The sequence below is a fragment of the Streptomyces sp. NPDC059906 genome (genome assembly GCF_042730645.1).
Classification (GTDB): domain Bacteria; phylum Actinomycetota; class Actinomycetes; order Streptomycetales; family Streptomycetaceae; genus Streptomyces; species Streptomyces rubrogriseus.
In genome coordinates this window covers 115,063-139,623 of sequence record NZ_JBHWKU010000005.1, presented here as the reverse complement: position 1 = coordinate 139,623, position 24,561 = coordinate 115,063, and the positions used below count along the sequence as shown (strand labels likewise).

At 74.3% G+C, this 24,561-nt stretch carries 22 protein-coding genes and 1 pseudogene; 9 read left to right on the top strand and 14 right to left on the bottom strand.

Annotated elements, in window-relative coordinates; genetic code table 11:
* The first annotated feature begins 1 nt into the window (after position 1).
* Both ACFV9J_RS10345 and ACFV9J_RS10340 read left to right on the top strand, forming a co-directional pair.
* Positions 2-634 carry a DUF2064 domain-containing protein gene (locus ACFV9J_RS10345; protein WP_385352906.1) on the top strand — a complete coding sequence of 211 codons (633 nt, stop codon included), beginning with the start codon at positions 2-4 and terminating at the stop codon, positions 632-634.
* Positions 635-648: 14 nt separating this feature from the next.
* Positions 649-1,425, top strand: coding sequence for a class I SAM-dependent methyltransferase (locus ACFV9J_RS10340; protein WP_385352904.1), 777 nt, complete (start codon positions 649-651; stop codon positions 1,423-1,425).
* A 331-nt stretch (positions 1,426-1,756) separates the two neighbouring features.
* On the opposite strand, the gene ACFV9J_RS10335 is transcribed toward ACFV9J_RS10340, so the two are convergent.
* Positions 1,757-2,995 carry a molybdopterin-dependent oxidoreductase gene (locus ACFV9J_RS10335; RefSeq protein WP_385352471.1) on the bottom strand — a complete coding sequence of 413 codons (1,239 nt, stop codon included), beginning with the start codon at positions 2,993-2,995 and terminating at the stop codon, positions 1,757-1,759.
* Between the two features lie 113 nt (positions 2,996-3,108).
* Between ACFV9J_RS10335 and ACFV9J_RS10330 the strand changes: the two genes are divergently transcribed.
* Entirely contained in the window at positions 3,109-4,497 is a 1,389-nt protein-coding gene (locus ACFV9J_RS10330; protein WP_385352469.1) for a hypothetical protein, read from the top strand.
* Positions 4,498-4,556: 59 nt separating this feature from the next.
* On the opposite strand, the gene ACFV9J_RS10325 is transcribed toward ACFV9J_RS10330, so the two are convergent.
* The 5 genes from ACFV9J_RS10325 to ACFV9J_RS10305 form a co-directional block, all read right to left on the bottom strand.
* A complete protein-coding gene (locus tag ACFV9J_RS10325; protein ID WP_003975194.1) occupies positions 4,557-4,760 on the bottom strand; it encodes a cold-shock protein in 204 nt (67 codons plus the stop codon).
* Between the two features lie 264 nt (positions 4,761-5,024).
* Positions 5,025-6,149, bottom strand: a complete 1,125-nt coding sequence (gene tgmC, locus ACFV9J_RS10320) for an ATP-grasp peptide maturase system methyltransferase (RefSeq protein WP_385352466.1) — start codon at positions 6,147-6,149, stop codon at positions 5,025-5,027.
* Positions 6,146-7,111 carry an ATP-grasp ribosomal peptide maturase gene (gene tgmB / locus ACFV9J_RS10315; RefSeq protein ID WP_385352464.1) on the bottom strand — a complete coding sequence of 322 codons (966 nt, stop codon included), beginning with the start codon at positions 7,109-7,111 and terminating at the stop codon, positions 6,146-6,148. Before tgmB ends, tgmC begins: the two co-directional genes overlap by 4 nt.
* Positions 7,111-7,347, bottom strand: a complete 237-nt coding sequence (gene tgmA / locus ACFV9J_RS10310) for a putative ATP-grasp-modified RiPP (RefSeq protein ID WP_385352462.1) — start codon at positions 7,345-7,347, stop codon at positions 7,111-7,113. The genes tgmB and tgmA overlap by 1 nt, the downstream gene beginning before the upstream one ends.
* 256 nt (positions 7,348-7,603) lie before the next feature.
* A complete protein-coding gene (locus ACFV9J_RS10305; protein WP_385352460.1) occupies positions 7,604-8,026 on the bottom strand; it encodes an ATP-binding protein in 423 nt (140 codons plus the stop codon).
* A gap of 239 nt (positions 8,027-8,265) precedes the next feature.
* Here ACFV9J_RS10305 and ACFV9J_RS10300 point away from each other — a divergent pair, with 239 nt between their 5' ends.
* Together ACFV9J_RS10300 and ACFV9J_RS10295 are read left to right on the top strand one after the other, a co-directional pair.
* Positions 8,266-9,531 (top strand): tetratricopeptide repeat protein, encoded by a 1,266-nt coding sequence (locus ACFV9J_RS10300; protein WP_385352458.1) that lies wholly within the window; start codon positions 8,266-8,268, stop codon positions 9,529-9,531.
* Entirely contained in the window at positions 9,528-10,049 is a 522-nt protein-coding gene (locus ACFV9J_RS10295; protein WP_385352456.1) for an NUDIX domain-containing protein, read from the top strand. The genes ACFV9J_RS10300 and ACFV9J_RS10295 overlap by 4 nt, the downstream gene beginning before the upstream one ends.
* 61 nt (positions 10,050-10,110) lie before the next feature.
* On the opposite strand, the gene ACFV9J_RS10290 is transcribed toward ACFV9J_RS10295, so the two are convergent.
* Positions 10,111-10,767: a hypothetical protein gene (locus ACFV9J_RS10290; RefSeq protein WP_385352454.1), complete on the bottom strand. Its 657-nt coding sequence runs from the start codon at positions 10,765-10,767 to the stop codon at positions 10,111-10,113.
* Between the two features lie 487 nt (positions 10,768-11,254).
* Positions 11,255-12,505, bottom strand: coding sequence for a sensor histidine kinase (locus ACFV9J_RS10285; RefSeq protein WP_385352452.1), 1,251 nt, complete (start codon positions 12,503-12,505; stop codon positions 11,255-11,257).
* Between the two features lie 224 nt (positions 12,506-12,729).
* On the opposite strand from ACFV9J_RS10285, the gene ACFV9J_RS10280 reads away from it, so the two are divergent.
* From ACFV9J_RS10280 to ACFV9J_RS10265, 4 genes are all read left to right on the top strand, one after another.
* Entirely contained in the window at positions 12,730-13,014 is a 285-nt protein-coding gene (locus ACFV9J_RS10280) for a hypothetical protein (protein ID WP_385352450.1), read from the top strand.
* Positions 13,011-13,769: an ABC transporter ATP-binding protein gene (locus ACFV9J_RS10275; protein ID WP_385352448.1), complete on the top strand. Its 759-nt coding sequence runs from the start codon at positions 13,011-13,013 to the stop codon at positions 13,767-13,769. Before ACFV9J_RS10280 ends, ACFV9J_RS10275 begins: the two co-directional genes overlap by 4 nt.
* 2 nt (positions 13,770-13,771) lie before the next feature.
* Positions 13,772-16,324: an FtsX-like permease family protein gene (locus ACFV9J_RS10270; RefSeq protein WP_385352446.1), complete on the top strand. Its 2,553-nt coding sequence runs from the start codon at positions 13,772-13,774 to the stop codon at positions 16,322-16,324.
* 483 nt (positions 16,325-16,807) lie between these two features.
* Positions 16,808-17,941, top strand: a complete 1,134-nt coding sequence (locus tag ACFV9J_RS10265) for a glycosyltransferase (RefSeq protein ID WP_385352444.1) — start codon at positions 16,808-16,810, stop codon at positions 17,939-17,941.
* A gap of 13 nt (positions 17,942-17,954) precedes the next feature.
* Here the strand turns inward: ACFV9J_RS10265 and ACFV9J_RS10260 are convergent, their stop codons facing one another.
* The 6 genes and pseudogenes from ACFV9J_RS10260 to ACFV9J_RS10235 form a co-directional block, all read right to left on the bottom strand.
* The gene (locus tag ACFV9J_RS10260; protein WP_385352442.1) at positions 17,955-18,371 is read right to left on the bottom strand and encodes a DegT/DnrJ/EryC1/StrS family aminotransferase; all 417 of its coding nucleotides are present in this window, start codon (positions 18,369-18,371) and stop codon (positions 17,955-17,957) included.
* Positions 18,372-18,513: 142 nt separating this feature from the next.
* A pseudogene (locus tag ACFV9J_RS10255) lies at positions 18,514-18,867 on the bottom strand (DegT/DnrJ/EryC1/StrS family aminotransferase); the annotation flags it as partial.
* Between the two features lie 163 nt (positions 18,868-19,030).
* A complete protein-coding gene (locus ACFV9J_RS10250; RefSeq protein ID WP_385352440.1) occupies positions 19,031-21,547 on the bottom strand; it encodes an FtsX-like permease family protein in 2,517 nt (838 codons plus the stop codon).
* Positions 21,544-22,413 carry an ABC transporter ATP-binding protein gene (locus ACFV9J_RS10245; protein ID WP_385352438.1) on the bottom strand — a complete coding sequence of 290 codons (870 nt, stop codon included), beginning with the start codon at positions 22,411-22,413 and terminating at the stop codon, positions 21,544-21,546. Before ACFV9J_RS10245 ends, ACFV9J_RS10250 begins: the two co-directional genes overlap by 4 nt.
* 161 nt (positions 22,414-22,574) lie before the next feature.
* Positions 22,575-23,252, bottom strand: a complete 678-nt coding sequence (locus tag ACFV9J_RS10240) for a response regulator transcription factor (RefSeq protein WP_115742951.1) — start codon at positions 23,250-23,252, stop codon at positions 22,575-22,577.
* Complete coding sequence (locus ACFV9J_RS10235) at positions 23,249-24,538, bottom strand: sensor histidine kinase (protein WP_385352435.1); 1,290 nt, start codon at positions 24,536-24,538, stop codon at positions 23,249-23,251. The genes ACFV9J_RS10240 and ACFV9J_RS10235 overlap by 4 nt, the downstream gene beginning before the upstream one ends.
* Between the last annotated feature and the right edge of the window lie 23 nt (positions 24,539-24,561).

Sequence of the window (24,561 nt, the reverse complement as noted above, 5' to 3'; positions counted from 1 at the left end):
GGTGAACACCCTCCTCGTCATCGCCAAGGAGCCGCGTCCCGGCCGGGTCAAGACCCGGCTCACCCCGCCCTTCACGCCCGTCGAGGCGGCCGCGCTGGCCGAGGAGGCCCTCGCCGACACCCTGTCCGTCGTCGCCGCGACGCCCGCGCGGCGCCGGATGCTGGTGCTCGACGGCGCCCCCGGCCCCTGGCTGCCGCCGGGATTCGAGGTCGTACCGCAGTGCGCGGGCGGCCTCGACGCCCGCCTCGCGGCCGCGTTCGCCGGCTGCACGGGACCGGCCCTGCTGATCGGGATGGACACCCCGCAGGTGACGCCCGGCCTGCTCGACGTGGACTTTTGCGACTGCGACGCGTACTTCGGCCCGGCCGAGGACGGCGGCTTCTGGGCGCTGGGCCTGGCCAGGCCCGAACCCGCGCTGCTGCGGGGCGTGCCCATGTCGACGCCGGTGACGGGGGCCGTGCAGCGCGAGCGGCTGCTGGCGGCGGGACTGCGGGTACGGGACCTGCCGGCGCTGCGCGACGTCGACACCGCCGCCGACGCCCGCGCCGTCGCCGCCCTGGCCCCGGACGGCCGGTTCGCCGCCCGGCTGGCGACCTGCGCACCGGTGGCCGACCGGCGGCGGGCGAGCCGGTGACGGGCGCCGCGCGACTGGCCCCCGGCAGGCCGTTCCCCGCCCCCGCCCCCGCCCCCTCCTGGGAGACCTCCGACCCCTATGCCGCCGCCCTGCGGTCGGGGCACGGGCCGCTGTTCCTGCGCCGCACCGACGGCTGGCTGCTGCCGCTGGAGGTGGAGCGCTGGTGCGCGCGGGCCGACGCCGTCGACCTGGACGTCCTCGACCGGTGCGAGGGCGCCGTGCTCGACGTGGGCTGCGGCCCCGGCCGGCTGGTGGCCGAACTCGCCGCCCGGGGCCGTACGGTCCTCGGCATCGACGTCAGCGAGGCCGCCGTGACCCGCACCGTGCGGCTCGGCGGGCAGTCGCTGCGGCGCTCCGTGTTCGAGCCGCTGCCCGGCGAGGGACGCTGGGACACCGTGCTCCTCATGGACGGCAACGTCGGCATCGGCGGCGACCCCGGCGCCCTGCTCGGCCGCGTCGCCGCCCTGCTCGCGCCCGGCGGTCTGCTGATCGCCGAGACGGCCGGGTCCGACATCGACGAGCGCGCCCACGTGCAGGTCGTCGGCGACACCGGCCGCGCGAGCGACCACCCGTTCCCGTGGGCGCGGGTCGGCACGCCCGCCCTGCTCCGCCATGCGCACGACGCCGAGTGGCGTCCCGCCGGTCAGTGGACCTCGGGGGAGCGCCGCTTCGTCGCGCTGCGCAGCAGCCGCAGGGCGAGCAGCAGCGCCGAGCCGCCGAACAGCGCCGCCGTGATCAGCAGCCAGCGGGTGAGGAAGCCGTCCGCGGACAGCCCGGCGACCCCCGCGTAGCCCGCGTCGACCCGGCCGCCGATCAGCGGGAACCACACGAGCAGGAGCAGCCCGGAAAAGGCCGCGGGGAACCGGACGTACGAGGTCCACTCGCGGTGGCGGGCCGCGCCGAGACCGCCCGTGACCGCCCGGTCAAGCACCGCGTACAGCGGCAGCAGCACCAGGTCGTGCAGGAGCGCCGCGCCCACGAACCAGAGGACCACGCCGAGCCAGTCCCCGGCGAGCAGCCGCACGCCCGCGTAGCCCGCGAGCGCGAAGGAGCAGGCCAGCAGGAGGATCTGGAGGGGGCTGCCGAGCGGCGGGCCCGGCCGCGACGGCCTGCGCGGGAGGTTCATCCCAGGTCTCCGAACGTCATCCGGGCCACCCACTTGGTGTTCAGCACGCCTGGTGCGGCGGGCACGATGATCCGGGCCGGGTGGCCGTGGTCCGGGCTCAGCTCCTCGCCGTTGACGTACAGGGCGAGCAGGGAGCGCGGGTCGGCCACCTGGTTGGCCCGCAGGGCGCCGCTGCGGAAGGCGCCGCGCCGCTGGAGGGACTCGACGAACACGTCCGGCGGGTCGTCCTCGTGGCCCACGCGGGCGGCGAGGTCCCGCAGCCGCACGCCGCGCCACCACTGGTCGGACGTCGACCAGCCCTCGACGCAGGCGATGGGCAGGGCCACGCTGTGCTGCTCCATGGCGAGCAGCTCGGCCCGGCTGAACCGGACGGTCCCCGAGCGCCCGGTGACGACGAGCCGCCAGGTGTCCTCGCCCGTCTCGGCCGGGTCGATGCCCACGTGGGCGGCCGTCTTGTTGATCTGGAACCCGTTCGGACCGCTGCCCGGCTCGGGCCCGCCGTGCGGGGAGAGCACGGCGGTGGCCCGCAGCGGCCCGTCGAAGCTGCGCCCCGCGTTCGTGGCGAACATCAGCAGCGAGCCGCCCCCGACGAACCACAGGGCCCCGCGCCGCGACACGGTGGGCGCGGCCGGTCGCGGGGAGACCAGGTCGTCGCGCTCCTCGCGCATCGCCCGCAGGTTGCGCAGCGCGATCGGCGTCTTCAGCACGGCGTGCGCGACGAACGCGGCGAAGAAGACCCAGGCACCGTAGAAGTGCAGCGGGTAGAAGGAGCCGGGGAACAGGTACTCCAGCTGGATGTTGAGCACCCCGGTGACGAACTCGAACAGCGCGCCCCCGACCAGCAGCAGCAGCGAGATCCGCTCCAGCGCGTGGGCGAGCGAACGCACCGGCGGCAGCGTGAACAGCCTCGGCACCACCGACCACAGCTTGGCCAGCAGCACCGGGATCAGGACCAGCCCGACGGTGACGTGCACGCCCTGCGTGAGCCGGTACAGCCAGGGCGGGTCGGTCGGCCAGGCGAAGAGGTAGAAGCCGAGGATCCCCTTGTCCGGGGTCTTGTCGTTGACCGGGTCCAGACCGGGGTTGTAGGCGGCGTAGGACAGCAGACCCGTCACGAACAGCACCGTGATGCCGACGAGCAGGACGAGGCCGAGCACCGAGGTGAACCAGGGCCCGCGCAGCGGGCTGCGCCAGAAACCCGGCGAGGAGGGGAGCCGTGGGGCGAGGTCGCGCATGTCCCGACCGTAGGCCGCGAGGGGCCCCCGGGACGGTCCGCGACCCATGACGAAACGCTGACGTCCGCCCTGCGCACCGCCCGTTGCGCGATCCTCCGTCCTACGGTGCCGGTGTGACCCGCCCCCGCCCCCGCTCCCGCCCTCGCTCCGCCTCCCCCGACCTGTACGCCGCCGCGGCGGCCGCGCTCCTCGTGACGGCCGCCGTCCTGGTCGGCCGGTACGTGTACACCTATGCCGACCTGATCGTCGGCTGGCCGCCCCTGCTGGGCCGCTGGGACCCGCACCTGGGCCCCGGTACCCCGGCGGCCGTCCTGGTGGCGGCGGGGGTGGTGGCGTACGGCCCGGCCGTCGCCGCCCGGCTGCCGTGGCGCGCGCTGCTCCCCGCGGCCTGGGGCACGGCGCTGGCGTGGACCTGGTCGCTGGCCCTGATCGACGGATGGGAACGCGGCATCGCCGGGCGGCTCACCACGAGCCAGGAGTACCTCTCGGTCGTCGACCGCTGGCACGACGTCCCGGCGACCCTGCGCGACTTCAACGGCCACATCCTGCTCCACTCCCCCGACAACTGGCCCGCCCACGTCGCCGGTCACCCGCCCGGGGCCACGCTCACCTACGTGCTGCTGGACCGGATCGGGCTCGGCGGCGGGGGCTGGGCCGGGGCCCTGACCATCACCGTGGGCGCGACGGCGTGCGTGGCGGTGCTGGTCACGGTGCGGGCCCTGGCCGGCGAGCGGCTCGCCCGGCGGGCGGCGCCCTTCCTGGCCCTGGCACCGGCCGCGGTGTGGATGGGCACGTCCGCCGACGGCTACTTCGCGGCGGTCGCCGCGTGGGCGGTGGCGCTGCTCGCCCTCGCGGTCACCCGGCGCTCACCGGGATGGGCGGCGGGCTCGGGACTGCTGTTCGGGCTGACCTGCTATCTCTCGTACGGTCTGACGCTGTTCGCGGTGATCGCGGCGGCGGTGCTCGTGCTCGGCCGGCGCGGGGTGCGGGCGCGGCCGGTGCTGCTCGCGGCGCTCCTGGCGGGGGCGGCGGTGGTGCCGGTGGCATTCACGGCGGCCGGGTTCGACTGGTGGGAGGCGTACCGCCTGCTGGTCACCCGCTACTACGAGGGCGCGGCCGGCGTCCGCCCCTACGCGTACTGGGTGTGGGCCAACCTCGCCTGCACGGTGCTCATCACGGGCCTGGCCACGGTGGCGGGACTGCGGCGGGCCGGGGGCGTACTGCTCCGGCGGCGCGCCGAGGGCGTGCGGGCGGACGAGGTGGGGGCGGACGAGGGGCGGGCCGGGGAGATCCGGCTGGCGTTCCTCGTGGCCGCCGGGCTGCTCGCCCTGCTGGCCGCCGACCTGTCCGGCATGAGCAAGGCGGAGACGGAACGCATCTGGCTCCCCTTCGCCCTGTGGCTCCTTGCGGCCTGCGCGTTCCTCACCCGGCCGCGCGGCTGGCTGACGGCGCAGGCGGTACTGGCGCTGCTGCTGAACCACCTGGTGGCGACCGGCTGGTGAACACACGAAGGGCCCGCACCGTGCGGTGCGGGCCCTCGGCGCGTACTGGGCGCGTGTTGTTACGCGGGAACGATGTTCTCCGCCTGCGGGCCCTTCTGGCCCTGCGTGACGTCGAAGTTCACCCGCTGGCCCTCCTGGAGCTCGCGGAAGCCCTGGGTGGCGATGTTCGAGTAGTGGGCGAAGACGTCGGCGCCGCCGCCGTCCTGCGCGATGAAACCGAAGCCCTTTTCGGCGTTGAACCACTTCACGGTACCGGAAGCCATGCTTTTTTCTCCTAGGCAGTGTTGAAGGCCCGCACTGTGCGAGCCCCCCATCGCCGCGATGATCACCTGCCCGGAAACCCGGTAACACAAATGGCAACCACAACTGCAACTGATGTCCAGCCTAGCACGAAATACATCGACAACCCGGTAAGAAATCGCCGACGGAGACCGGTAATTTTCGCGGCGGAATGTATTCCCACCTTGGGCGAATATATGTTTCAACGGCTGAGGTTTTCACTGCCGGGGGCTCTTGTCGTCGTCAGGTCAGACCGGCAGTCTCCAGGAGCGGCCATCGGGTGTCCCGAGCCACACGCGTTGGGTCCCGTCCGGGTCCACGGTCAGACCGAGGTCGGAGTGCGGGGGCAAGCCTGCCTCCTGCCAGTCAGCGAGAGCGTCTTCCACCTGATCCCAGAGGCGAAGAGGGCCGTGCTGGTGCACGGTCCAGCCGTCTCGTGCCGGTTCGGTCCACGCCTGTGATCCGGTGGCGACATCCACGAGGATCACGCCGGTGCCGGTGCTCATGAGTTCGGCGGACGGTGCGGCGAGCTGAGCGAGGAACTGCCCGGTCCAGTCGTCCAGGAGTGCGGGGTTCACGCGGGTGGCACGTGTCTGGCCGGGAAGCTGGTGGAAAGTGGGCCGGGGTGGGCGTTCGTGGGGCCGGGCGAGCATGTAGCTGATCTCGTCGGTGTGGAAGCGGCCGGTGGCGGTGCCGTCGTCCTGGACGACGAGGCGGACGAGTCCCGAGGCAAGCATCCATCCGCTGACGGTGGTGGTGATGGTTCCGCCGGCACGTACCTGACAGAGCCAGGCTGGAGGAATATGACGGACCGCGCAGGTGGCCACGAGGTGGTCGTATTCGGCGTCGTCCTTGTGCCCGGCGAGACCGTCTCCGGTGATCAGGGTGGGATGACACCCGGTGGCGTGGAGGTGGTCCGCCGCCGCGACGGCCAAGCCCGGATCGCACTCGACGGAGTACACGTTCTTGTCGCCAAGGCGGCTGCACAGGACGGCGGTGGAGTAGCCGGTACCGGTGCCGATCTCCAGCACCTTGTGCCCCTCGCTGATCCCCGCGACGTCAAGCATGCGCACGATCAGGGAGGGCAGCGTGCTGGACGAGGTGGGGCGGCCGGTGACGGGCCCCGTGGCGTCGGCGGCGGTGGTGCCGCCGACCTGGGTGACCCAGGTGGTGTCTTGGTAGACGAGCCCCAGCCACTCTTCGGGATCGGTCCGGTCGCGGTGTACGGGGATCCACTGTCGGCCGTCGAACTGGAACAGGCCGTTGCCGAGAAAGGGTTCGCGGGGCACCGTTTCGAGGGCTGTGCGCCATGCCGGGTCGTCCACAGGGACGGCGGCGGCGAGTTGACGACGCAGGTCTGCGGGGTCGGTCATGCGGAGGCTCCGTGCTGTAGACGGTCGGCGATGGCGTGCGTGATGGGCGCGGTGATGTGGTCGGGGAACCATGCCCATTGACCGTTGGGGTTGCACTCGTACCAGTGCCAGGCGCCATCACTGTCCAGTCCGAAGTCGAAGGCACCGAAGGTGAGTCCGAAGGCGTCGAGGTAGGCGCGCACGCCTCTGGCGATGCCTCGGGGGACGGGCACGGGCGTGTAGGTGAGCCGGTCGTAATGGCGGCGCCAGTCCACGCCGGGTGCACCGTCGATGCGGACGGCGGTGAGGCAATCACCGACTGCGGTAAGGCGGATGTCGGCGGACTTGCGGACGCGCTGCTGGAACAGATGCGCAGTGTGGCGTACGTGATGATCGATCTGGCCCGGCGTGACATCCTCGATCCACACGGTCAGCGCACGGCCGGTGTCGTCGGCGTACTCGGTCTCCCTGAGCGGCTTGTAGATGACCGGGCCATGTTCGGCGGCGAAGGTGCGGACGCGGTCGGGGTCATTCGTGATGAGCGTGGGTGGCACGGTAAAGCCGCAGGCAGCAGCCACGGCCAGTTGTGCCGGCTTGTACTCGGCGTCCCGGTTGCGCCATGGGTGATTCAGGTAGTGCGCGCCGGACAGAGCGGCAAGGGCACCGCCGAGGCCGTAGCGGGCTTCTTCGACGGCCCACCGGCCGGTCTGCTCGTCCATGGAGACGTCGGCAGTGCAGGGGGTGGGCCGCCGCCAGTACACCGAGCGGACCTTCCCCAGGTCGACGCTCCGGGACGCGGTGGCGAGGGTGCCACCGGTCCCACCGCTGTCGTAGGTGCCGGAAAGGACCACCTCGCGCGGAAAGTCGCCGGGGTCCAGGCGGACCACTGGCACGCGACGCTGGTTCAGTTCGGCGATCACTTCGTCCGCAGTCGCGTCGTCCAGGCGTGTGACGACGAGGACGGGCCGCCCGCCCGCAGCCATCAGTCGGAGTCCCCGTTCTGGTCGCTGCCCTGGTCCGGGGTGCCATCCAGGCTGGTCTTCGTGCTCGTCTCCTGCGACGTCTCCGACCGCTTGTGTTTGGCCTCCGCTGTCAGCGGTGCGCCGTCGAGCCCGACCCACGCCGGGATCTGCGTGTGCGGGTCGAGGACGGGCCGGGCAGCGGAGAGGATCGCCGCGGCCGGGTAGGGCCGCATGCGCCCGAGTCCCCAAGGCTTCATCTGATCCAGTGACGTCAAGGGCTGGTGCATGAGTCTCCTCGTCTCTCGGGTGATCCATCAGTGGCTGTGGGGGCCGGTGCGGCGAGAGCCGCTGCGTACGGCTCCTTGTGCGGAACGGAGTACACAGCCCGGGCAGACTCCGTGCGAACCTCGTTGGAAATCACGGACACGACCAGACCGAGTCCGACGGCGACGGAGCCCAGGAGCCCGACGCCGGAGGCTGCCCCGTCGGCTTCCCACATGCGATGGCGGCCGGTCATGGGTCGCACACCTTGATCGCGATCTCGGCCCATACGCGCTTGCCCCAGGGAAGGAGGTCGGTTCCCCAGCGGTCGGAGAGGGCCTCGACCAAGAGGAGGCCACGGCCGCCAACGGCGTCCGGTCCAACGGTGCGCAGCTCGGGCATACGGCGGGACTTGTCGACCACGGCGACGCGGAGCCGGTCAGGGTGCGGTCGCTCGGCGATCACCCGGACGCTGCGAGAGCGACCGTGGCGGACTGCGTTGGTGACGATCTCACAGATCAGGAGCATGCCTGTCTCAGCAGCGTCCTGACCCATGCCCCACTCTGCGCACGCCTCACGGACTATCCGACGCGCCACCGGAACAGTGGCGGCATCGCTCGCGAGGGTGGCGCTCTGGCGCGGGTACTGCCCTGGTCTCACTCGCTCGTTGGTCATGGTCGTCGTCACGCCTTGGTCTGGGTGGCTTGGGGGCGGCCCCGCCCGCGCGCCTCGGGGAGAGACCTGCGGGCAGGGCGGGCCGAGATGCGTGCACAGCGGCGCGTTCCGGCGGGCTGACAGACAGTCAACGCGTGCAGAGGGGTATGGAGAGACTCCAGAAGATGACTCCAACACGGAGTCACCTCAGCGGCGTTGATCCTGGCATCGACGCCATTCACTACTGAGGGGAGCGGTACATGGACCGCGTGTTACCGGATCCGCGTGAGGTCGTCGCCGGTTTGCTCGGGGATGAACGCCTGATCAATGCGTGCTCCGAGCGAGACATGGGCACGATGTTCCGGATGCTCAATGCACGGGGCGTCAGTACGCGGCGCATCGCTGCCGCCGTCGACATCACGCAGGGGCGACTGTACGAGTACATGAACGGCAAGAGCCGGGTGGAGAAGCTGACCCTGTTCGAGCAGATCGCTGATGCCCTCCATATCCCTGGCCATCTGCTGGGGCTGGCTCGACGCTCGTGGGAACCCCCATCGGCGACCGCCGAACACGAGCGGATGGACCGGCCGCCGCCGGACAGTGACGACCTGGTGGCGATGGATCATTTCCGCAGTGCTGACCGTCAGACCGGCGGCAGCCGGTTGTACGGGGCTGTCGTCCGGCATCTGTCGGACCGAGTGGCGCCCCGGCTGGTCGGCATCGGCAGCAGCCCGCAGGTGTTCGCCGCCGCTGCCGCGTTGACCGAGATGGCGGGCTGGATGGCGCACGACTCCGGTCATGACGACCTCGCGGCCCAGCATTTTGCCCGCGCTCTCCCCCTGGCCCGCGCCTCCGGTGACCTCCCGCTGGCCGCGCACGTCGCTGCGAGCAGTAGCCATCTCGCCCTGGAGACCGGGGACCCGGCCGGGGCTGTCGGTTGGGCGCGGACCGGGCTCGACCTGGCCGCGCGGGGGCATCTGATTCCCACGCTGACGGCGCGGCTGCACACGATGCAGGCACGTGCGCTGGCGGTCGCATCGCAGCGCGCCCCGGCCGCCCAGGCTCTGGCGGCAGCACACCGTGATCTGGAGGCGTCGCCCGATGCCGATCACCCCTGGTTGAGCCCGTTCGACGCCGCCGCACTGGCCGGCGAGTCAGCTCTGATCCTGCGTGACCTGGAGCAGTACGACGAGGCCCTGTCGTACGCCGGGCAAGCTGTTGCCCTGCGCGAGGCGGGGCGGGCGCGGTCCCTGGCCCTCAGCCGGATCAGCCTGGTGGACCTCCACGTGCGCCGAGGCGAGCTGGACGCCGCAGTGAGCGTCGGCCACGACCTACTCGGTACGAGCCCGACTCTCGGTTCGGTCCGGGTGCTGCAGCAGCTCGACGGACTGCGCCGAGTACTGGAGCCGCACCGGGGGCACCGACCGGTCCGGGACTACCTGGTGCGGTTCGATGACGCACGCCGCGCCAGAATGCTCCTGCTGACCGATCTGATCCCTCCGTCTCCGGGAGGCACCACCGTATGAGGCCCCCAGCCCCCGATCCTGCCGACGCGGACGCGTGGAACGCATACCTCGCGGAGGGCAACGCCAAGCAGGCCCGCAAGCGTGCGGCGGCCGATGTGCTGCTGCGGGATCCCTCTGGTCGTGTACTCCTGGTAAACCCCACATACAAGCCGGGATGGGACCTGCCCGGTGGGATGTCGGAGGCCAACGAGCCGCCGGAGGAAACGGTCCGTCGTGAGCTGATGGAGGAACTCGGTGTACGCGTCACTGTGCTCGGGCTACTGGTGGTGGACTGGGTTGCCCCGCACGGTCCTTGGGATGATCAGCTCGCGTTCGTCTTCGACGGTGGCGTCCTGAGCGAAGAACAGGCCGATCGACTGCGGCCACGAGACGACGAAGTGTCCGAAGCCGTTTTCGTCACGGCCGCCGAAGCCGCCGGGCGCCTCGGTGACCGCATCCGACGGCGATTCGGGCACACCCTGTTGGCACTGGAGGCGGGCCGACCGTTGTACCTCCACGACGGCACACCTCTTATGTGATCACGACACCGGCGTCGACGGGTCGCTGCGGACGCAAACCGGCGACTCACCGCGATGCCGCTCAGGGCCCCAGGACCAGGACGCCGTACGGGCCGAGCACGGACGACTGGAGGGTGTCGCCCTCCGCGTAGCGCCAGCCCCAGGAGCGCAGCGCCCGTACGGTCGCGCCGTCGGCTCGGTCCACCAGCGTGACGCCGAGGGCGGCGTCGTGTTCGGCGAGCAGGCGGGTCTGCAGGCGGCGGGCGAGGTTCCAGGCCCGGTCGTGGTGCTCCCGGCGCACCCGGGCCGGGACGACGATCCCGGAGACCAGGAAGAGCCGGCCCGACGCGGCGACGGGCAGCACGCTCCCGGTCAGGTACCGCTCCAGGCCCCGCACGCCGGGCGGGGCGCCGCCGGGCACGGGGTAGCCGTAGGCGCAGCCGGTCAGGACGGTGGTCTCCGCTATCAGCAGGCCGAAGCCCGGACGCCGTACGTCGGCGGCCAGCCGGCGCAGGAAGGCGCCCCGGGCCGCGTTCCACGCCCGGGGCCCGCCGCCGGAGGTCTGCGCGTACAGGTTGCCCAGCTCGGCGAACCGGTCCTCGATCTGACGCCGGGTCAGTGGCCGCAGCCGTTCCCCGGCCTGTGGCGAGGAGCGCTGTGCCGGGCCCGACCGGTGGGTGCCGGCGGGGCGTCCGTGAGGCTCTGTGGTCGCCGGCCGCACCGGCACGTGCACCGTCATGAGGCGAGTCCTGCCCCGGGCTCGGGCGGGTCCGGCCCGGTGTCGTCGATCGCCGGGAGCGGCACCGGTGTCGGGGCCGGTGCGCGGCGTCCCCCGGTTCCTCCACGGTACCTCCGGCCCCGGGACGCGTCCCGGTGGGTTCCCGGTGGGTTCCGGTGGGTTCCGGGGCGTTCCCGGTGGGTTCCGGTGGGTCACCGCCCGCAGGGGAGGGCCACGTCCAGGGTGGTGGGGCCGCCGGGCCGGCTGGTCATGCCCCGGGGGGCCGTCCAACGCCGCGACACGGCCGCGGACCCCGGTCGGACCCGGGGCCCTCCCAGCCCCCGGCCCCGTCCCGGTGGGTCACCGCCCGCAGGGCAGGTCCACGTCCAGGGTGGTGGGGCCGCCGGGTGGGCTGGTCAGGCCCCGGGGGCACGTCCAACGCCGCGACACGGCCGCGGACCCCGGTCGGACCCGAGGCGCCCTCGGCCCCCGGCCCCGTCCCGGTGGGTCACCGCCCGCAGGGGAGGTCCACGTCCAGGGTGGTGGGGCCGCCGGGTGGGCTGGTCAGGTGGAGGGTGCCGTCCAGGGCCGCGACGCGGCGGCGGATGCCGGTCAGGCCCGAGCCGCCGTCCTCGTCGGCGCCGCCCCGGCCGTCGTCCTCGACCAGCAGGCGCAGCCGGCCCCCACGGGCCCGTGCGGTGACCGAGGCGCGGGCGGCGCCGCTGTGCTTCGCGATGTTGGTGAGCGCCTCGGCCACCACGAAGTACGCCGTCGCCTCGACCGACGCCGCGCACCGCTCGGGCACGTCGGCCTCGACGCGGCACGGCACCCCGCAGTCCGCCGCGAGGCCCGACAGCGCGCCCGCGAGGCCGCGGTCGGCCAGGACCGGTGGCAGGATGCCCCGCGCCACCTGGCGCAGCTCCGCCAGGGCCTGCTCGGCGGCGGACTGCGCCCGCTCCAGCAGTTCGTCGGCGCCCGCCGGATCCCGCGCCGCCATCCGGCGCGCCGCGCCCAGCAGCACCGTCACCGACACCAGCCGGTTCTGCGCGCCGTCGTGCAGGGACCGTTCGATCCGGCGCAGCTCGGTGGCGTGCGCGTCCAGGGCCGCGGCCCGGGTCGCGGTCAGCTCGGCCACCCGCAGGGACAGGTCCGTGCCCGGACCGGCCACCAGCAGTCGCCGGGCCGGGGCGGCCTGGAGGCGGGCCATGCCCGGGCCGAGGCCCAGGACGATCGCGGTCCAGCCCACCCCCAGCAGCGTCGCCGCGAGCGCGTCCGGCCAGCCGTGGGCGGTGCCGATGCCGATGGACGTGGTCGTCGCCTCCCCGGGGCTCAGCCGCCACCACAGCGGGAAGGTGGTGTCCCGCACGGCGCACAGCGGCAGCAGCAGGCCGAGCAGGCCCAGCAGCAGCCCCAGGGTGGCGTGCCGGACCAGCCAGCTCAGCTCGCGCCGGGTGGTGGGGTCGGCCAGGGCGGGCCGCAGCCGGGTGGGCGGCGGATCGGGCGGGACGATCTCGATGCCCCGGCCGGACAGGCGTCCGCGTTCCCGGCGGGCGAGCGCGTGCAGGGCGCGCAGTGCGCCGGGGGCGAGCAGCAGCCCCGCGCCGACCGGCGCGGTCACGGCGGCCACCGCCAGCAGCACCAGCACGCCCAGCGCCTGGAACGCCGTACCGAGTCCGCCGACGAGCTGCCCCGTCGCGGCGCGGGCGGCGCGCAGGGTCCGTACGGCGGTCTCCCGCACGGACGCAACCGGGACCGTCATCCGTCTGCCTCCCTCCGGGCCGTACGCACCTGCGGCGTGGCGTGCCCGACCCTATGCCGCCGGACGGGCCCCGGGCGGGCCCCGGGCGCGTGCGGAACCGGAAAGTACAGCCTGCTGTACCCCGGACCGGGCGGCCCGCGGGATCGGCCGCGGGGGGTCTCGCTCCCTAGCGTCGAAGACGACGAAGAAGACGACCGGGAGCGACGCCGACGGAGGCCGCAGCCATGACGCACCAGGACCACCAGGACCACCAGGACCCCTACCGCCTGGGCACATCCCAGGCCGCGCCCACCCCCGGCCATGGCGACGGCGACGGCGACGGCCCGGACGCCGTCTCCCGCGGGGACGTCGTGCGCGCGCTGCTGTGGGCCGTCGTGGTGCTCAGCGCGGTCGCCAACATGGCCCTCTCCTTCACCGGTGCCGCCGCCCCGCTCCACCTGGCCAGCGGTGTGGTCACCGTCCTCGCCGCCGGCGCCCTCGTCGTACGCCGTCTGCGGGGGCGGCGATGAGCACCGCCGTCCCGGCCGCGACCGTCACCGGGCGCCGGGCGCCCGCCATCGCGCTGGACCGGGTCGCGCGGACCTACCCGGGCGGTGTCCGCGCGCTCGACGCGGTGTCGCTGACCGTGGAGCACGGCACGTTCCTCGCGGTGATGGGGCCCTCGGGCTCCGGCAAGAGCACCCTGATGCACTGCGCCGCCGGGCTGGACTCCCCCACCTCCGGCAGCGTCCGCATCGACGGGCGGGAGATCTCCGGCCTGAACGAGACCCGCCGCACCGAACTGCGCCGCGAACGCGTCGGGTTCGTCTTCCAGGCGTACAACCTCATCCCCTCGCTCAGCGTCGAGGACAACATCACGCTGCCGCTGCGCCTGGCCGGCCGGCGCCCGGACCGGGACTGGCTGCGCGCGCTGACCGAGCGGGTGGGGCTGGCCGACCGGCTCTCCCACCGCCCGGCCGAGCTGTCCGGTGGTCAGCAGCAACGGGCCGCCGTCGTCAGGGCGCTGGCGGCGAAACCGGCCGTCGTCTTCGCGGACGAGCCGACCGGCGCGCTGGACCTGCGCAGCGCCCACCAGGTGCTCGGCCTGCTGCGCGCCCTCGTCGACGACCTCGGTCAGACGGTGGTCATGGTCACCCACGACCCGGCCGCCGCGGCCCGCGCCCACCGGGCGCTGGTGATGGCCGACGGCCGGGTGGTCGAGGCCCTGGAGCGGCCGACGGCCCCGCAACTGGCCGAGCGTCTCGTCGCGTTGGGAGAGCGGTAGGCATGCTGCACCTCGCCCTGCGGATGGCCGCGCACCGGATCACCGCACTGCTCGCCGTGGCGTGCGCGGTGCTGGGCGGCGCGGCCCTGCTCACCACCACCGGCGTGCTCGCTGAGTCCGGGCTGCGTTCGCAGCTGCCGCCCGGGCGGCTCGGCGGCGCGGACGTCGTGGTCGCCGCCGACCAGGAGTTCCACCCGAGCGGGGACCTGCCGATCGCCCTGCCCGAGCGGGCCACCGTCCCGGCCCGGCTCGTCGACCGGCTGGCCGCCCTGCCCGGCGTGACCGCGGCCGTCGGCGACATCGGTTTCCCGGCCGCGCTGCTCGACGGGCGCGGACGGCCCGTCCCCGTCGCGCAGGACCCGGTGACGGCGGGGCACGGCTGGTCCTCGACGCGGCTGCTGGCGGGCGCGCGGGTCGAGGGGCGGGCGCCGTCCGGTGCGAAGGGGGTCGCCGTGGACGCGGTGGCGGCCGACGCGGCGGGCCTCGCGGTGGGCGACCGGGTCCGGGTCGTGGCGGGCGGCCGTCCCGCCGCCGCCTACCGGATCTCCGCGCTGGTCGACGCCCCGGGCGCGGGCGGCGGCGTCTGGTTCGCGGACGGGACGGCCGCCGCGCTGGCCGGGCGCGGTGCCGGGGGCGAAGGCCCGCGCGCGGGGACCGTCGACCTGATCGGCCTGCGGACCGCCGACGGTGCCGGGGCGCGGGTGGCCGCCGCGGTACGCGAGGAGGTCGCGGGCACGGGGCTCCGGGTGACCACCGGCGCGGACCGGGGCGGGGCGGTGGCCCCGGGCGTGGGTTCGGCGCGCTCGCTGCTGATCCTGCTCGCCGGTTCGCTCGGCGGGATCGTGCTGCTGATCACCGGGTTCGTCGTCGCGGGCGCGCTGGGCGTGACCATCGCCGGGCAGCGCCGCGACCTGGCGCTGATGCGGGCGGTCGGCGCGACGCCGAAGCAGATCCGGCGGCTGGCCGCCGGGCAGTCGACGGTCGTCGCGGCCCTCGCCCTGGTGCCGGGCGTGGCGGTCGGCTACCTGCTGGCGGGCCACTTCCGGAAGCTGCTGGCCGACCGCGACGTACTCCCGTCCGAACTCCCCCTCACCGTCAGTCCCTTGCCCGCCCTCGCCACACTGCTCCTGGTCGCGGCGGCCGTGCAGCTCTCCGCCCGGTGCGCGGCCTGGCGCACCTCGCGGATGCCGGCCACCGAGGCGGTCGCCGAGTCGCGCAGCGAGCCGCGCACCCCGTCGCGGGCACGGACCGGGGCCGGGCTGCTGCTGATCCTCGGGGCCTCGGCACTCTCGGTGGTGCCGCTGCTGTCCCGGACGGTCCTCGGCGCCTCGGTCACCTCCGTCGCCGGCATCCTCGCCGCGATCGGGCTGGCGCTGTGCGGCCCGGCACTGGCCAGGAGCGCGGGCGAGGCCGCCGTACGGCGGCTGCGGCCCGGGGTGGCGGCGCCGACGTGGCTGGCGCTGTCCAACGTACGGGCCTACGCGCTGCGGCTGTCGGGGGTGGTCAGCCCGCTGGCCATGGGCGTCGTCTTCGTCCTGACCTACACCCTCACCCAGACCACGGTGCTGGCCGCCACCTCCGACGACACCCGCACCGGCACGCTCGCCCAGTACGAGCTGACGGCACCGGCGCTGGGCGGGCTGCCCGAGGGCACCCTGTCCGCCGTGCGGGACGTGCCCGGCGTACGGGCCGCCGCGCCGGCCGGGACGACCACGGTGGTGTGGGAGTACGAGGAGCTGGGCGAGCCCGTCGCCGAGTCGGCCTCGGCGATGATCCTCGCGCCGGACGCCCGGGACGTCGTGGACCTCGGTGTGACGGACGGCGGCCTGGACCGGCTGACCGGGGCGACGGTCGCCGTCAGCGCCGAGGCCGCCCGCACGCGGGACGCCGGGCTCGGCAAGCGGGTGCGCCTGGTGCTCGGCGACGGGGCGCGCGTCGAGGCCCGGGTCGTCGCCGTGTACGACCGGGGACTGGGCTTCGGCCCGGTCGTCCTCTCCCGCCAGCTGGCCGCCGGGCACACCACGACCGGCCTGGACCAGCGGGCCCTGGTCCGCACCGACGGCACGGGGGCGGCGGGGCGGGCCCTCACCGCGCTGGCCGCCGGCCGACCCGGCCTCGCCCTCGCGAGCACCGCCCCGGACGCCACGGGCGCGGACGCGCCGCCCGAGGTGTGGATCAACCTGGCGGTGGTCGTGGTGCTCCTCGGCTATCTGCTGCTGAGCATCGCCAACAAGCTGGTCGCCGCCACCGCCCAGCGCCGGACGGAGATCGCCGCGCTGCGCCTGGTCGGCACGACGCCCCGGCAGATCCGCGCGATGATGCGCCGCGAGGCCACGGTGATCGCCGCCGCGGCCCTCGTCTCCGGCCTCCTGCTGTCCGCCGTCCCCCTGGCCCTCCTCGGCCAGGGCTTCCTCGGCCACCCCTGGCCGGCGGGCCCCGCCTGGCTCCTCCCGGCGGTGGCGGCGACGGTGGCACTGACGTCGTACCTCACGACCGAACTCCCCACCCGCCACGCCCTGCGCACACCTCCGGCGGAGGGGCTGCGAACAGGGTGACCCGACGCACGGGCCAACCCCGCGCCCGGCGGGACGCCCGCGCCCGAGGCGGCCCCCACCCCGGCCGTGGCCACGCCAACCGGGCGGGTCGCGGCCAGGCGCCGAGGTGCCCCGCCACCGAACGAGTCTCCGCTCCCCGGCCGGGCCTTCCCCTGCGCAGCAAGACCGCCGCGCACTACGCCCAGGAGCAGTTCTGCGAGGCGACCGGCCTCAGCCGGAGCAATCGCCAGCGCATCGAACGTGGGGAAGCCGACCCCCGCTTCAGCGAGCTGATGCGCATCGCGGCCGTCCTCGACGCCCGCGTGACCGTCCTCGTGAACCAGCGCCGGCGTTCTCGCCACGAGGCTCGCGTTCGTACGCCGGCGCGCCCTTCAGATCCGCTAGCGTACGAGCGATCCCCATACGGCCAGACGGGAACTCCTCGTGAACAGTGCGCACCCCTACGCCCCGGACGCCGGTCCGGCTCCGAGCTTCCGCCTGGCGGTGACCGGCGGTGGCACCGGCGGCCACACCTACCCGGCCCTGACCGCCATCCGCGCGCTCCAGGCCCGTCTGGCGGCATCCGGGCGGGCGCTGGAGGTGCTGTGGATCGGCACTCAGGACGGGCTGGAAGCGCGCGTCGCGCCGGCCGAAGGCATCGCCTTCACTCCGGTCGCGACCGGCAAGATCCGCCGCTCCAGCAACCCGCTGAAGATGGTTTCCCCCGCGAACGTGAAGGACATGGCCCGAGTGCCACTCGGAGTCGCCCAAGCCCGCAAGGCAATCGCCGACTTCCAGCCGGACGTCGTCCTGGCCACTGGCGGGTATGTCGCCGTGCCCGCCGGTCTGGCCGCTCGCCTGTGCCGCCGGCCTCTGGTCCTGCACGAGCAGACCGTTCGCCTGGGGCTCGCCAACCGCAAGCTCGCGGGGTCGGCCACCCGGATCGCGGTCTCCTCCGAGTCGACGATCCCCCTGTTGTCCGAGGAAGCGCGACGCATCGCGGTCGTCACCGGCAACCCTGTGCGGCCGGAGGTACTGTCCGGGCACGCCGACAAGGCCATTGAGACGCTGGGACTGTCGGGTTTCGACCGCCGGCTACCCACCATCTACGTCACCGGGGGCGCCCAAGGGTCGCAGCAGATCAACGAGGTCGTACGAGACGTCCTGCCGTGGCTCCTGGAGCACGCCAACGTGGTGCACCAGTGCGGCACCGCCAATGTCGAGGCCCTGCACGAGCACTCCACGCGGCTTCCGCCCGGCCAGGCGGCACGGTACTACCTGACGGGATTCGTCGGCCCTGAGCTGCCTGACGTACTCGCTCTGGCCGATGTGGTGATCTCCCGCAGCGGGGCGGGCACGCTCGCTGAGCTGACCGCGCTGGGCAAGGCGGCCGTGTTCATTCCGTTGGCCACGTCGGCCGGCAACGAGCAGGCCCACAACGCTCGGCATCTGCACGAGGGTGGCGCGGCCGTGGCCCTGCTCGGTGAAGTCACCGCGGCAACGCTGCGGGACGCCGTGGGCCCGCTCCTCATGGAACCCGCGTGCCGGGCGTCGATCGCTCAGCAGGCCCGGGCGCACGGCAAGCCGGACGCTGCGGACAGGCTCGTGGATGTGATCCTGTCCGCCGCGTCCGGCTGACCGGGCCGGGGCTCTACCTTCGGACCTGAGTCCGTATGACGCTGCGCAGCTCGTGCACCACGTGATCGACGTCTGGGTCGGTCATGTGCTGGTGGAACGGCAGTGTCATGATCTGCCGGCCCACCTGCTCCGTCACCGGCAGGGGCCGCTGCCAGCGGGCGAAGGCGGGTTGCAGGTGGTTGGGCGGATAATGCGTGCCGACGCCGATGCCGCGCTCACGCAAGGCGCGGAACACCTGGTCCCGGCCGTCCAGTACCCGTACGGCGCACAGATGCGGCACCGTACGGTCGATGTCGACATCCACCACCGTGAGATCGCCCAGGCCTTTCAGCGCTGCCGCGTAGCGCCGCCACAGCGCCTTGCGCTTCGTCTCCGCACGGCCGAAGTGCGCGAGCTGAGCGAGGCCGATGGCTGCGTTGAGCGACGGCATCTGCACCCGGAGGCCGAAGCTGTCGACGTCGTACGTGGTGAGGCCGGCCCGGGCGGCAGCCGGGGCGGTGATCCCCAGGCTCCGTGCCCCCGTACAGCACCGGCACCACCGCCCGCGTGGAAGGCGTCAGGGCCTCCAGCACCTGGGGGCTCTCCGTGCACAGCGTGCGCGGGTCGATGTCGGCGAACCGCGGCGATGCCCCGGTGGCAAGGACGGCCTGCACGGTCGCGCAGAATGTGAAGGAGGGCACGATGACCTCGTGTCCGGGCCCGACCCCGGCAGACAGCAGCGCCACGTGAAGGGCGGCCGTGCCCGAGGCGACGGCCATGGTGTCCTCCACCGCCAGGAAGCGGGCGACTTCCGCTTCGAACCGGTCGGTGACGGCAGAGTGGTTGTAGTAGCCGCTGCGCAGGGCCTCACAGACCGCGGCCTCTTCCAGCCCGTACAGGAACGGGCGGGCGTTGTGGGCGAACCCCGCGGTGATCGCAGTGGTCATCCCCATGCCCCTTCAGAGGTCGGTCGGACGATCGGCCGGATCAGCGCCCTGGCCGGGGCGTACCCGTTACGGGCCTTGCGGCGAATCTCGCGCTGCAAGGCCCGCGGCGTTCCCCCCCGGACGGACCTCCGCCCCCCGGCGGAGCCTCGCGCACCGGTAGGTCTCAGACCGCCCCCCGGTCGCGCAGGGCCGTGCGGGCCGGGAGGGTGACGGCGGCCAGGCCGAGGGCTGCCGCGGTTGCCGCGAAGGCGGCGTACAGCAGGGGCGGGACGTGCGGGAACTCGCCGGTCAGGCCGCGCATCATCGGGGTCAGCGTGATCATGGCGATGGCGGTGCCCAGGGCCACGCCCGCCGCCGACACCAGCAGGCTCTCCCAGCCCAGCATGCGCAGCACCTGGCGCCGGGTGGAGCCGACCAGGCGGAGGGTGTTCAGTTCGCGGCGGCGGTCCAGGACCGTCATCACCAGGGTGTTGACCGCGGCGACGGCGGCGAAACCGCCCAGCACGGCGGCCATCATGTAGTTGGCCCAGGCGCCGAACTCGCGGTCCACGTTCTGCGCGAGCGCGTAGCCGGAGGCGTCGGTGACCTCGCCGAGCGGGGCGAGCGGCTCCGCGTCGCCGCCGCTGACCAGCAGGGTGTCGGCGAAGGCGGAGGTGACGTGCCCGTCCAGGGAGGCGCGGTCCATGGTCACCGCCGGCAGGCCCAGGCCGCGGCCGTAGACCGCGACGACCTCGGGAGCCGCCTTCGTGCCGTCGGGGAGGTAGAGGGACAGCTGGTCGCCGAGGCCGGTGTCCGTGGCGGTGGCGAGGGTCCTGTCGATGGCGATACGGCCCGGCCCCACCCGGTCCAGGTCGCCCTCGCGCACGTCCAGGTCCTGCACCTTCGCGAGCTGCGCGCCGGAGCCCGAGATGCCCTGGGTCGCCGTCCCCTGCAGCGAGGTCTCGCCGCCGCCCCGGACGGGCACCAGCACCTGCGTGTCCAGCAGGCTCACGGCCGCGTCGACGCCGGGCGCGCGGGCGGCCCGGTCGGCGGCGTCGGCGGGCAGGCCGGCCGGGGCGGTGACGACGTGGTCCGCCGTGATGCCGTCGCGCAGCTGCTCCGAGGCGACGTGGCTCTCGCTGGTGTGCATGAAGACCAGCGTCGAGGCGAAGGCCATCGCCAGCACGATCGGCGTGATCGCGGAGGCCAGGCGGCGGGCGTTCGTACGGGAGTTGGCGGCGGCCAGCGACGCGGAGGCGTCACCGCCGCGCAGCAGCAGGCCGAAGAGGGCCGCGCACGCCCTGGCCAGGATCGGCCCGAGCAGGGCGACGGCCAGCATGAAGAGCATGACCACGCCGAGGGAGGCGTTGGCCGCGTCGGAACCGGCGGCGGAGGCCGCCACACCGGCGAGCGCCGAGCCGCCGCCGACCGCGGCGAGACCGAGGACGGTACGGACGACACCCGGCCGCAGCCGCTCCACCGAGGCCTCGGCGAGCGCCTGGCCCGGCTTGATCTTCGCGGGCCTGCGCCCGGCCGCGAGGCCGGCGCCCAGCGCCGTGAGCAGCCCGACGCCGACGGCGGCCAGCAGCGGGAACCCCGAGACGTGCAGTTCGACCGCCTCGGGAACCGCCCCGCGGTCCTGCATCTGCCCGAACCACCAGTGCGCGAGCCCGATGCCCGGCAGGCAGCCGAGCAGCCCGGCGAGCGGGGCGACCAGGAGCGCCTCGGCGGCGACCGCGCGCCGGATCTGCCGCGGGGTGGCGCCGACGGCGCGCAGCAGCGCGAACTCGCGGGTGCGCTGGCCGACGGAGAGGGCGACCGTGCCGGCCGCGGTGAAGACCGCGACCAGGGTGGCGATGCCGCCGAAGGAGCCGCCGATCGCGAAGAGCGTCTCCTTGCCGTACGCCAGCCCGTGGTCCTCGACCTCGCCGCGGTCGTCCCCGGTCAGCGTCTGCGCGCCGGTGCCGGTGAGGGCCTTCTCCACGGCGGCGGCGAGGGCGTCCGTGTCGACCCCGTCCTTCGCCATGACGGCGATGGCGTCGGCCTTGCCGGGGTGCCCGGCCAGCACGGGCGCCTCGGCGTCGGCGAACCAGGCCGTGGCCGCGCCGCCCGCCCCCTCGCCCGCGGTGTCCCCGGCACCGGCCTCGGCCAGCCCGGACACCCGGAAGTCGGCGCGGCCGTCGGCCGTCTCCAGTACGACGGTGTCACCGACGCCCGCCCCGGCGCCGCGGGCCGCGTCCGCGCCGAGTACGACCTCGCCCGCGTGCGGTGCGGCGCCCTTCGACAGCGCGGTGCCGGTGAAGGCGTGCGAGCCCCAGCCGTGGCCGGTGAGCGCGCCCGACGCACCGTCGCCGTGCACCGGGAAGGTGAAGTCCGCTACGGCGGTGGCCGCACCCGGCACCCCGGCGGCCTTCGCCGCGAGCCCCGCGTCCACGCGGGCGGTGTCGGGCAGCGGATACGCGGTCTCCTCGGGGCCGTCGACGGTGTCGGCGACGACGCGCGCGGACTGGTCGGCCGCCGCGACGACCGGCGCGTTCGCGTACCGCTCGGCCGGCACCGAGGCGCGGATGCTGGTCTCCAGCAGGACACCGCAGGCCGCGACGATCAGCGCCGACATCATCAGCGCGACGAACGTGCCCGCGAACGAGGCGGGCTTGAAACGTACAGCCGCGCGGGCCAGGCCGTTGGGCTTGAGGCTCATGCCGCCACCCCCGCCCCGGCACCGGCGCCCGCCCCGGCCATCGCCCGCGTACGGCCGGTGAGCGCGGTCATCCGCGCCGCGATCTGCTCCGCCGAACCCCGCTCCAGGTGGTCGGCGAAGGCCCCGTCGGCGAGGAACAGCACCCGGTCGGCCCAGGCGGCCGCGGCCGGGTCGTGGGTGACCATGACGACGGTGGCGCCGAGGGTGTCCACCGCCTGCCGGAGCAGGCCGAGGACCTCGGCGGCGGTGCCGGTGTCGAGGGCGCCGGTGGGCTCGTCGGCGAAGATCACATCGGGGGCGGTGACCAGGGCGCGGGCGACGGCCACCCGCTGCTGCTGGCCGCCGGACAGCTCGCCGGGCCGGCGCCGCGCCTTGTCGGCGAGCCCGACCTGCGCCAGCACTTCGGCCGCCCGGCGGTGGTCCTGGCGCTGCCCGGCCAGGCGCATGGGCAGCAGCACGTTCTGCTCGACGGTCAGCGACGGCAGCAGGTTGAACGCCTGGAAGACGAAGCCGAGGCGGCTGCGGCGCAGCTCGGTCAGCTCGTTCTCGTTCATGCCGGTGATCTCCGTGCCGCCGAGGCGCACCGATCCCGCCGACGGCCGGTCGAGCCCGGCGGCGCACTGCAGGAAGGTGGACTTGCCGGACCCGGACGGGCCCATGACGGCGGTGAAGGTGCCGCGCGGCAGGGCGAGGTCGATGCCCGCGAGGGCGTGCACGGTGCCCGCGCCGCGGCCGTACTGCCGCCGGACCCCGCGCAGCTCGACGGCGAGCCCGGGCGTGGCGGCCGGAACCTCGGGGCGGTGGTCCACCCCGTCCACCCCCGCCCGGTCGTCCGCCTTCTGGCGCTTGCCCTTGCGTAGCCTCATGGTGCCGTCTCCCTCGTCCGTGCTTCGTGCGTCTCTGTGACGAGGTGAAGAGTGCGGGGACGGCTCGGCGCCGGGCGTCATACCCGGGAGCCAATGTGGAGGTGCTACCCCGGTAGGGGGAGAAGGAGAGCGGCCGGGTGCGCGGGACCGGCCGGGCGGGACTACTCTCCGGGGGCCACCAGCCCCGACTCGTACGCGAAGACCACCGCCTGCGCACGGTCGCGCAGGTCGAGCTTGGTGAGGACGCGGCTGACGTGCGTCTTGACCGTCTGCTCGGCCAGCACCAGGGTCCGGGCGATCTCCGTGTTCGACTGGCCGCGGGCGACCAGGGTGAGGACCTCGGTCTCGCGTTCCGTCAGCCCCTTGAGCCGCAGCGCGGGCTTGCCCCGTGAAGCAGCGGGGCGCTGCTTGGCGAAGTCCGCGATCAGGCGGCGCGTCACGGAGGGCGCGAGCAGCGCGTCGCCCGAGGCCACGACCCGTACGGCCGCGATGAGGTCGGCCGGCGGCGCGTCCTTCAGCAGGAAGCCGCTGGCGCCCGCCCGCAGCGCCTCGTACACGTAGTCGTCGACGTCGAACGTGGTGAGCATCAGCACCCTCGGCCGGTGGGTCACCCCCGGCGGCGGCGACAGCAGCCGGCGCGCGGCCTCCAGCCCGTCCATCTCGGGCATCCGCACGTCCATCAGCACGACGTCCGGATGCGTACGCCGGCTCAGCTCGACGCCCTGCGCGCCGTCGGGGGCCTCGCCCACCACGTCGATGTCGCTCTGGGCGGCCAGCAGCGCGGCGAAGCCGGCCCGCACCATGGCCTGGTCGTCGACGATGATGACGCGCGTCGTCACGTGAGGTCCTCTTCCGTCAGGGGGAGTTGTGCGGCGACCCGGAAGCCGCCGTCCGGCAGCGGCCCCGCGTCGAGGGTGCCGCCGACGAGCCGCACCCGCTCGCGCATGCCGACCAGGCCGTGCCCGGTGCCGCCCACTTCGAGCGGCCCGGCGGGCGGTTCGGGCGGCGGGTCGTTGACGACCAGGACGGTGAGCCGCTCCCCGCCCTGCCCCTCGCGCTGCCCGTCGCCCTGCCGTTCATCCCGCCCCTCGCCCTGCTCGTCGGCGGGCCGCGCAACCGACAGCGACACGTGCGTCGCCGCTCCCGGCGCGTGCCGTACGACGTTGGCGAGGGCCTCCTGGACGATCCGGTACGCCGACAGGCCCACCGCCTCCGGCACCTCGGCGTCGCAGGGGGTGAACTCCACCCACCCGCCCGTCCGCGCCGTCGCCTCGACCAGCTGCCCGATCTGCGCGAGGCCCGGCTGGGGCACGAGTTCGCCGTGCGCCTCTTCGTTGCGCAGCACGCCGAGGAGCCGTCGCATCTCGCCGAGGGACTCGCGTGCGGTCGCCGCGATGGACGTGAACTCCTCCCGCACGTCCGGCGGCAGCGCCGCGAGGCGGTACTCCGCGGTGTCCGCCTGCACGGTGATGACGGACATGTGGTGCGCCACCACGTCGTGCAGCTCGCGCGCGATGCGGGCGCGTTCCTCCAGCAGCGTGCGCCGGCCCCGCTCGGCCTCGCTGATCGTCTCCTGCTCGACCAGCCTGCGCTGCACCTCGTACCGCTCGCGCAGCACGCCGCCCAGCAGGAGCGCGACGCCCCCGAGGATGGTGAGCAACAGGTCCTTGGCGCCGGTGCCGTGCGGCGCCACGAACCCCAGGCCGACGTTGGCGCCCGCCGTCGCCAGCCACACCAGCAGCAGCGTCCGGCGCCGCTCGCGCAGGCCCAGGGCGAGGCAGAGGCCGACGTACCCGACGATCTCCATGGGCGGGAACGGCCACAGCAGCCGCTCCTGGAAGTCGACGGTGAGCAGCATGAGCGCACCGGCCACGTCCGCGGCGAAGACCACGTACCAGGCCTGCAGCGGCCGTACGACGGCGAGCAGCAGCGGGGCGGCCTGGGCGACGGCCAGCGCGCTCGCGAGGCCGCCGTTCAGTCCGTAGTCGGCGGTGAGGACCACGATGGTGGTGGGCAGCAGGGCGACGCACAGCACGAACGCCACGGCCCACGGCAGCAGCCGCACCCACCGCCGCGACGCGCCCGCGAGCAGCGCGCGCGGGCGTTCCGCCTCCACTGGGGTCATGGGCACCAGCCTAGGCGCCCGGT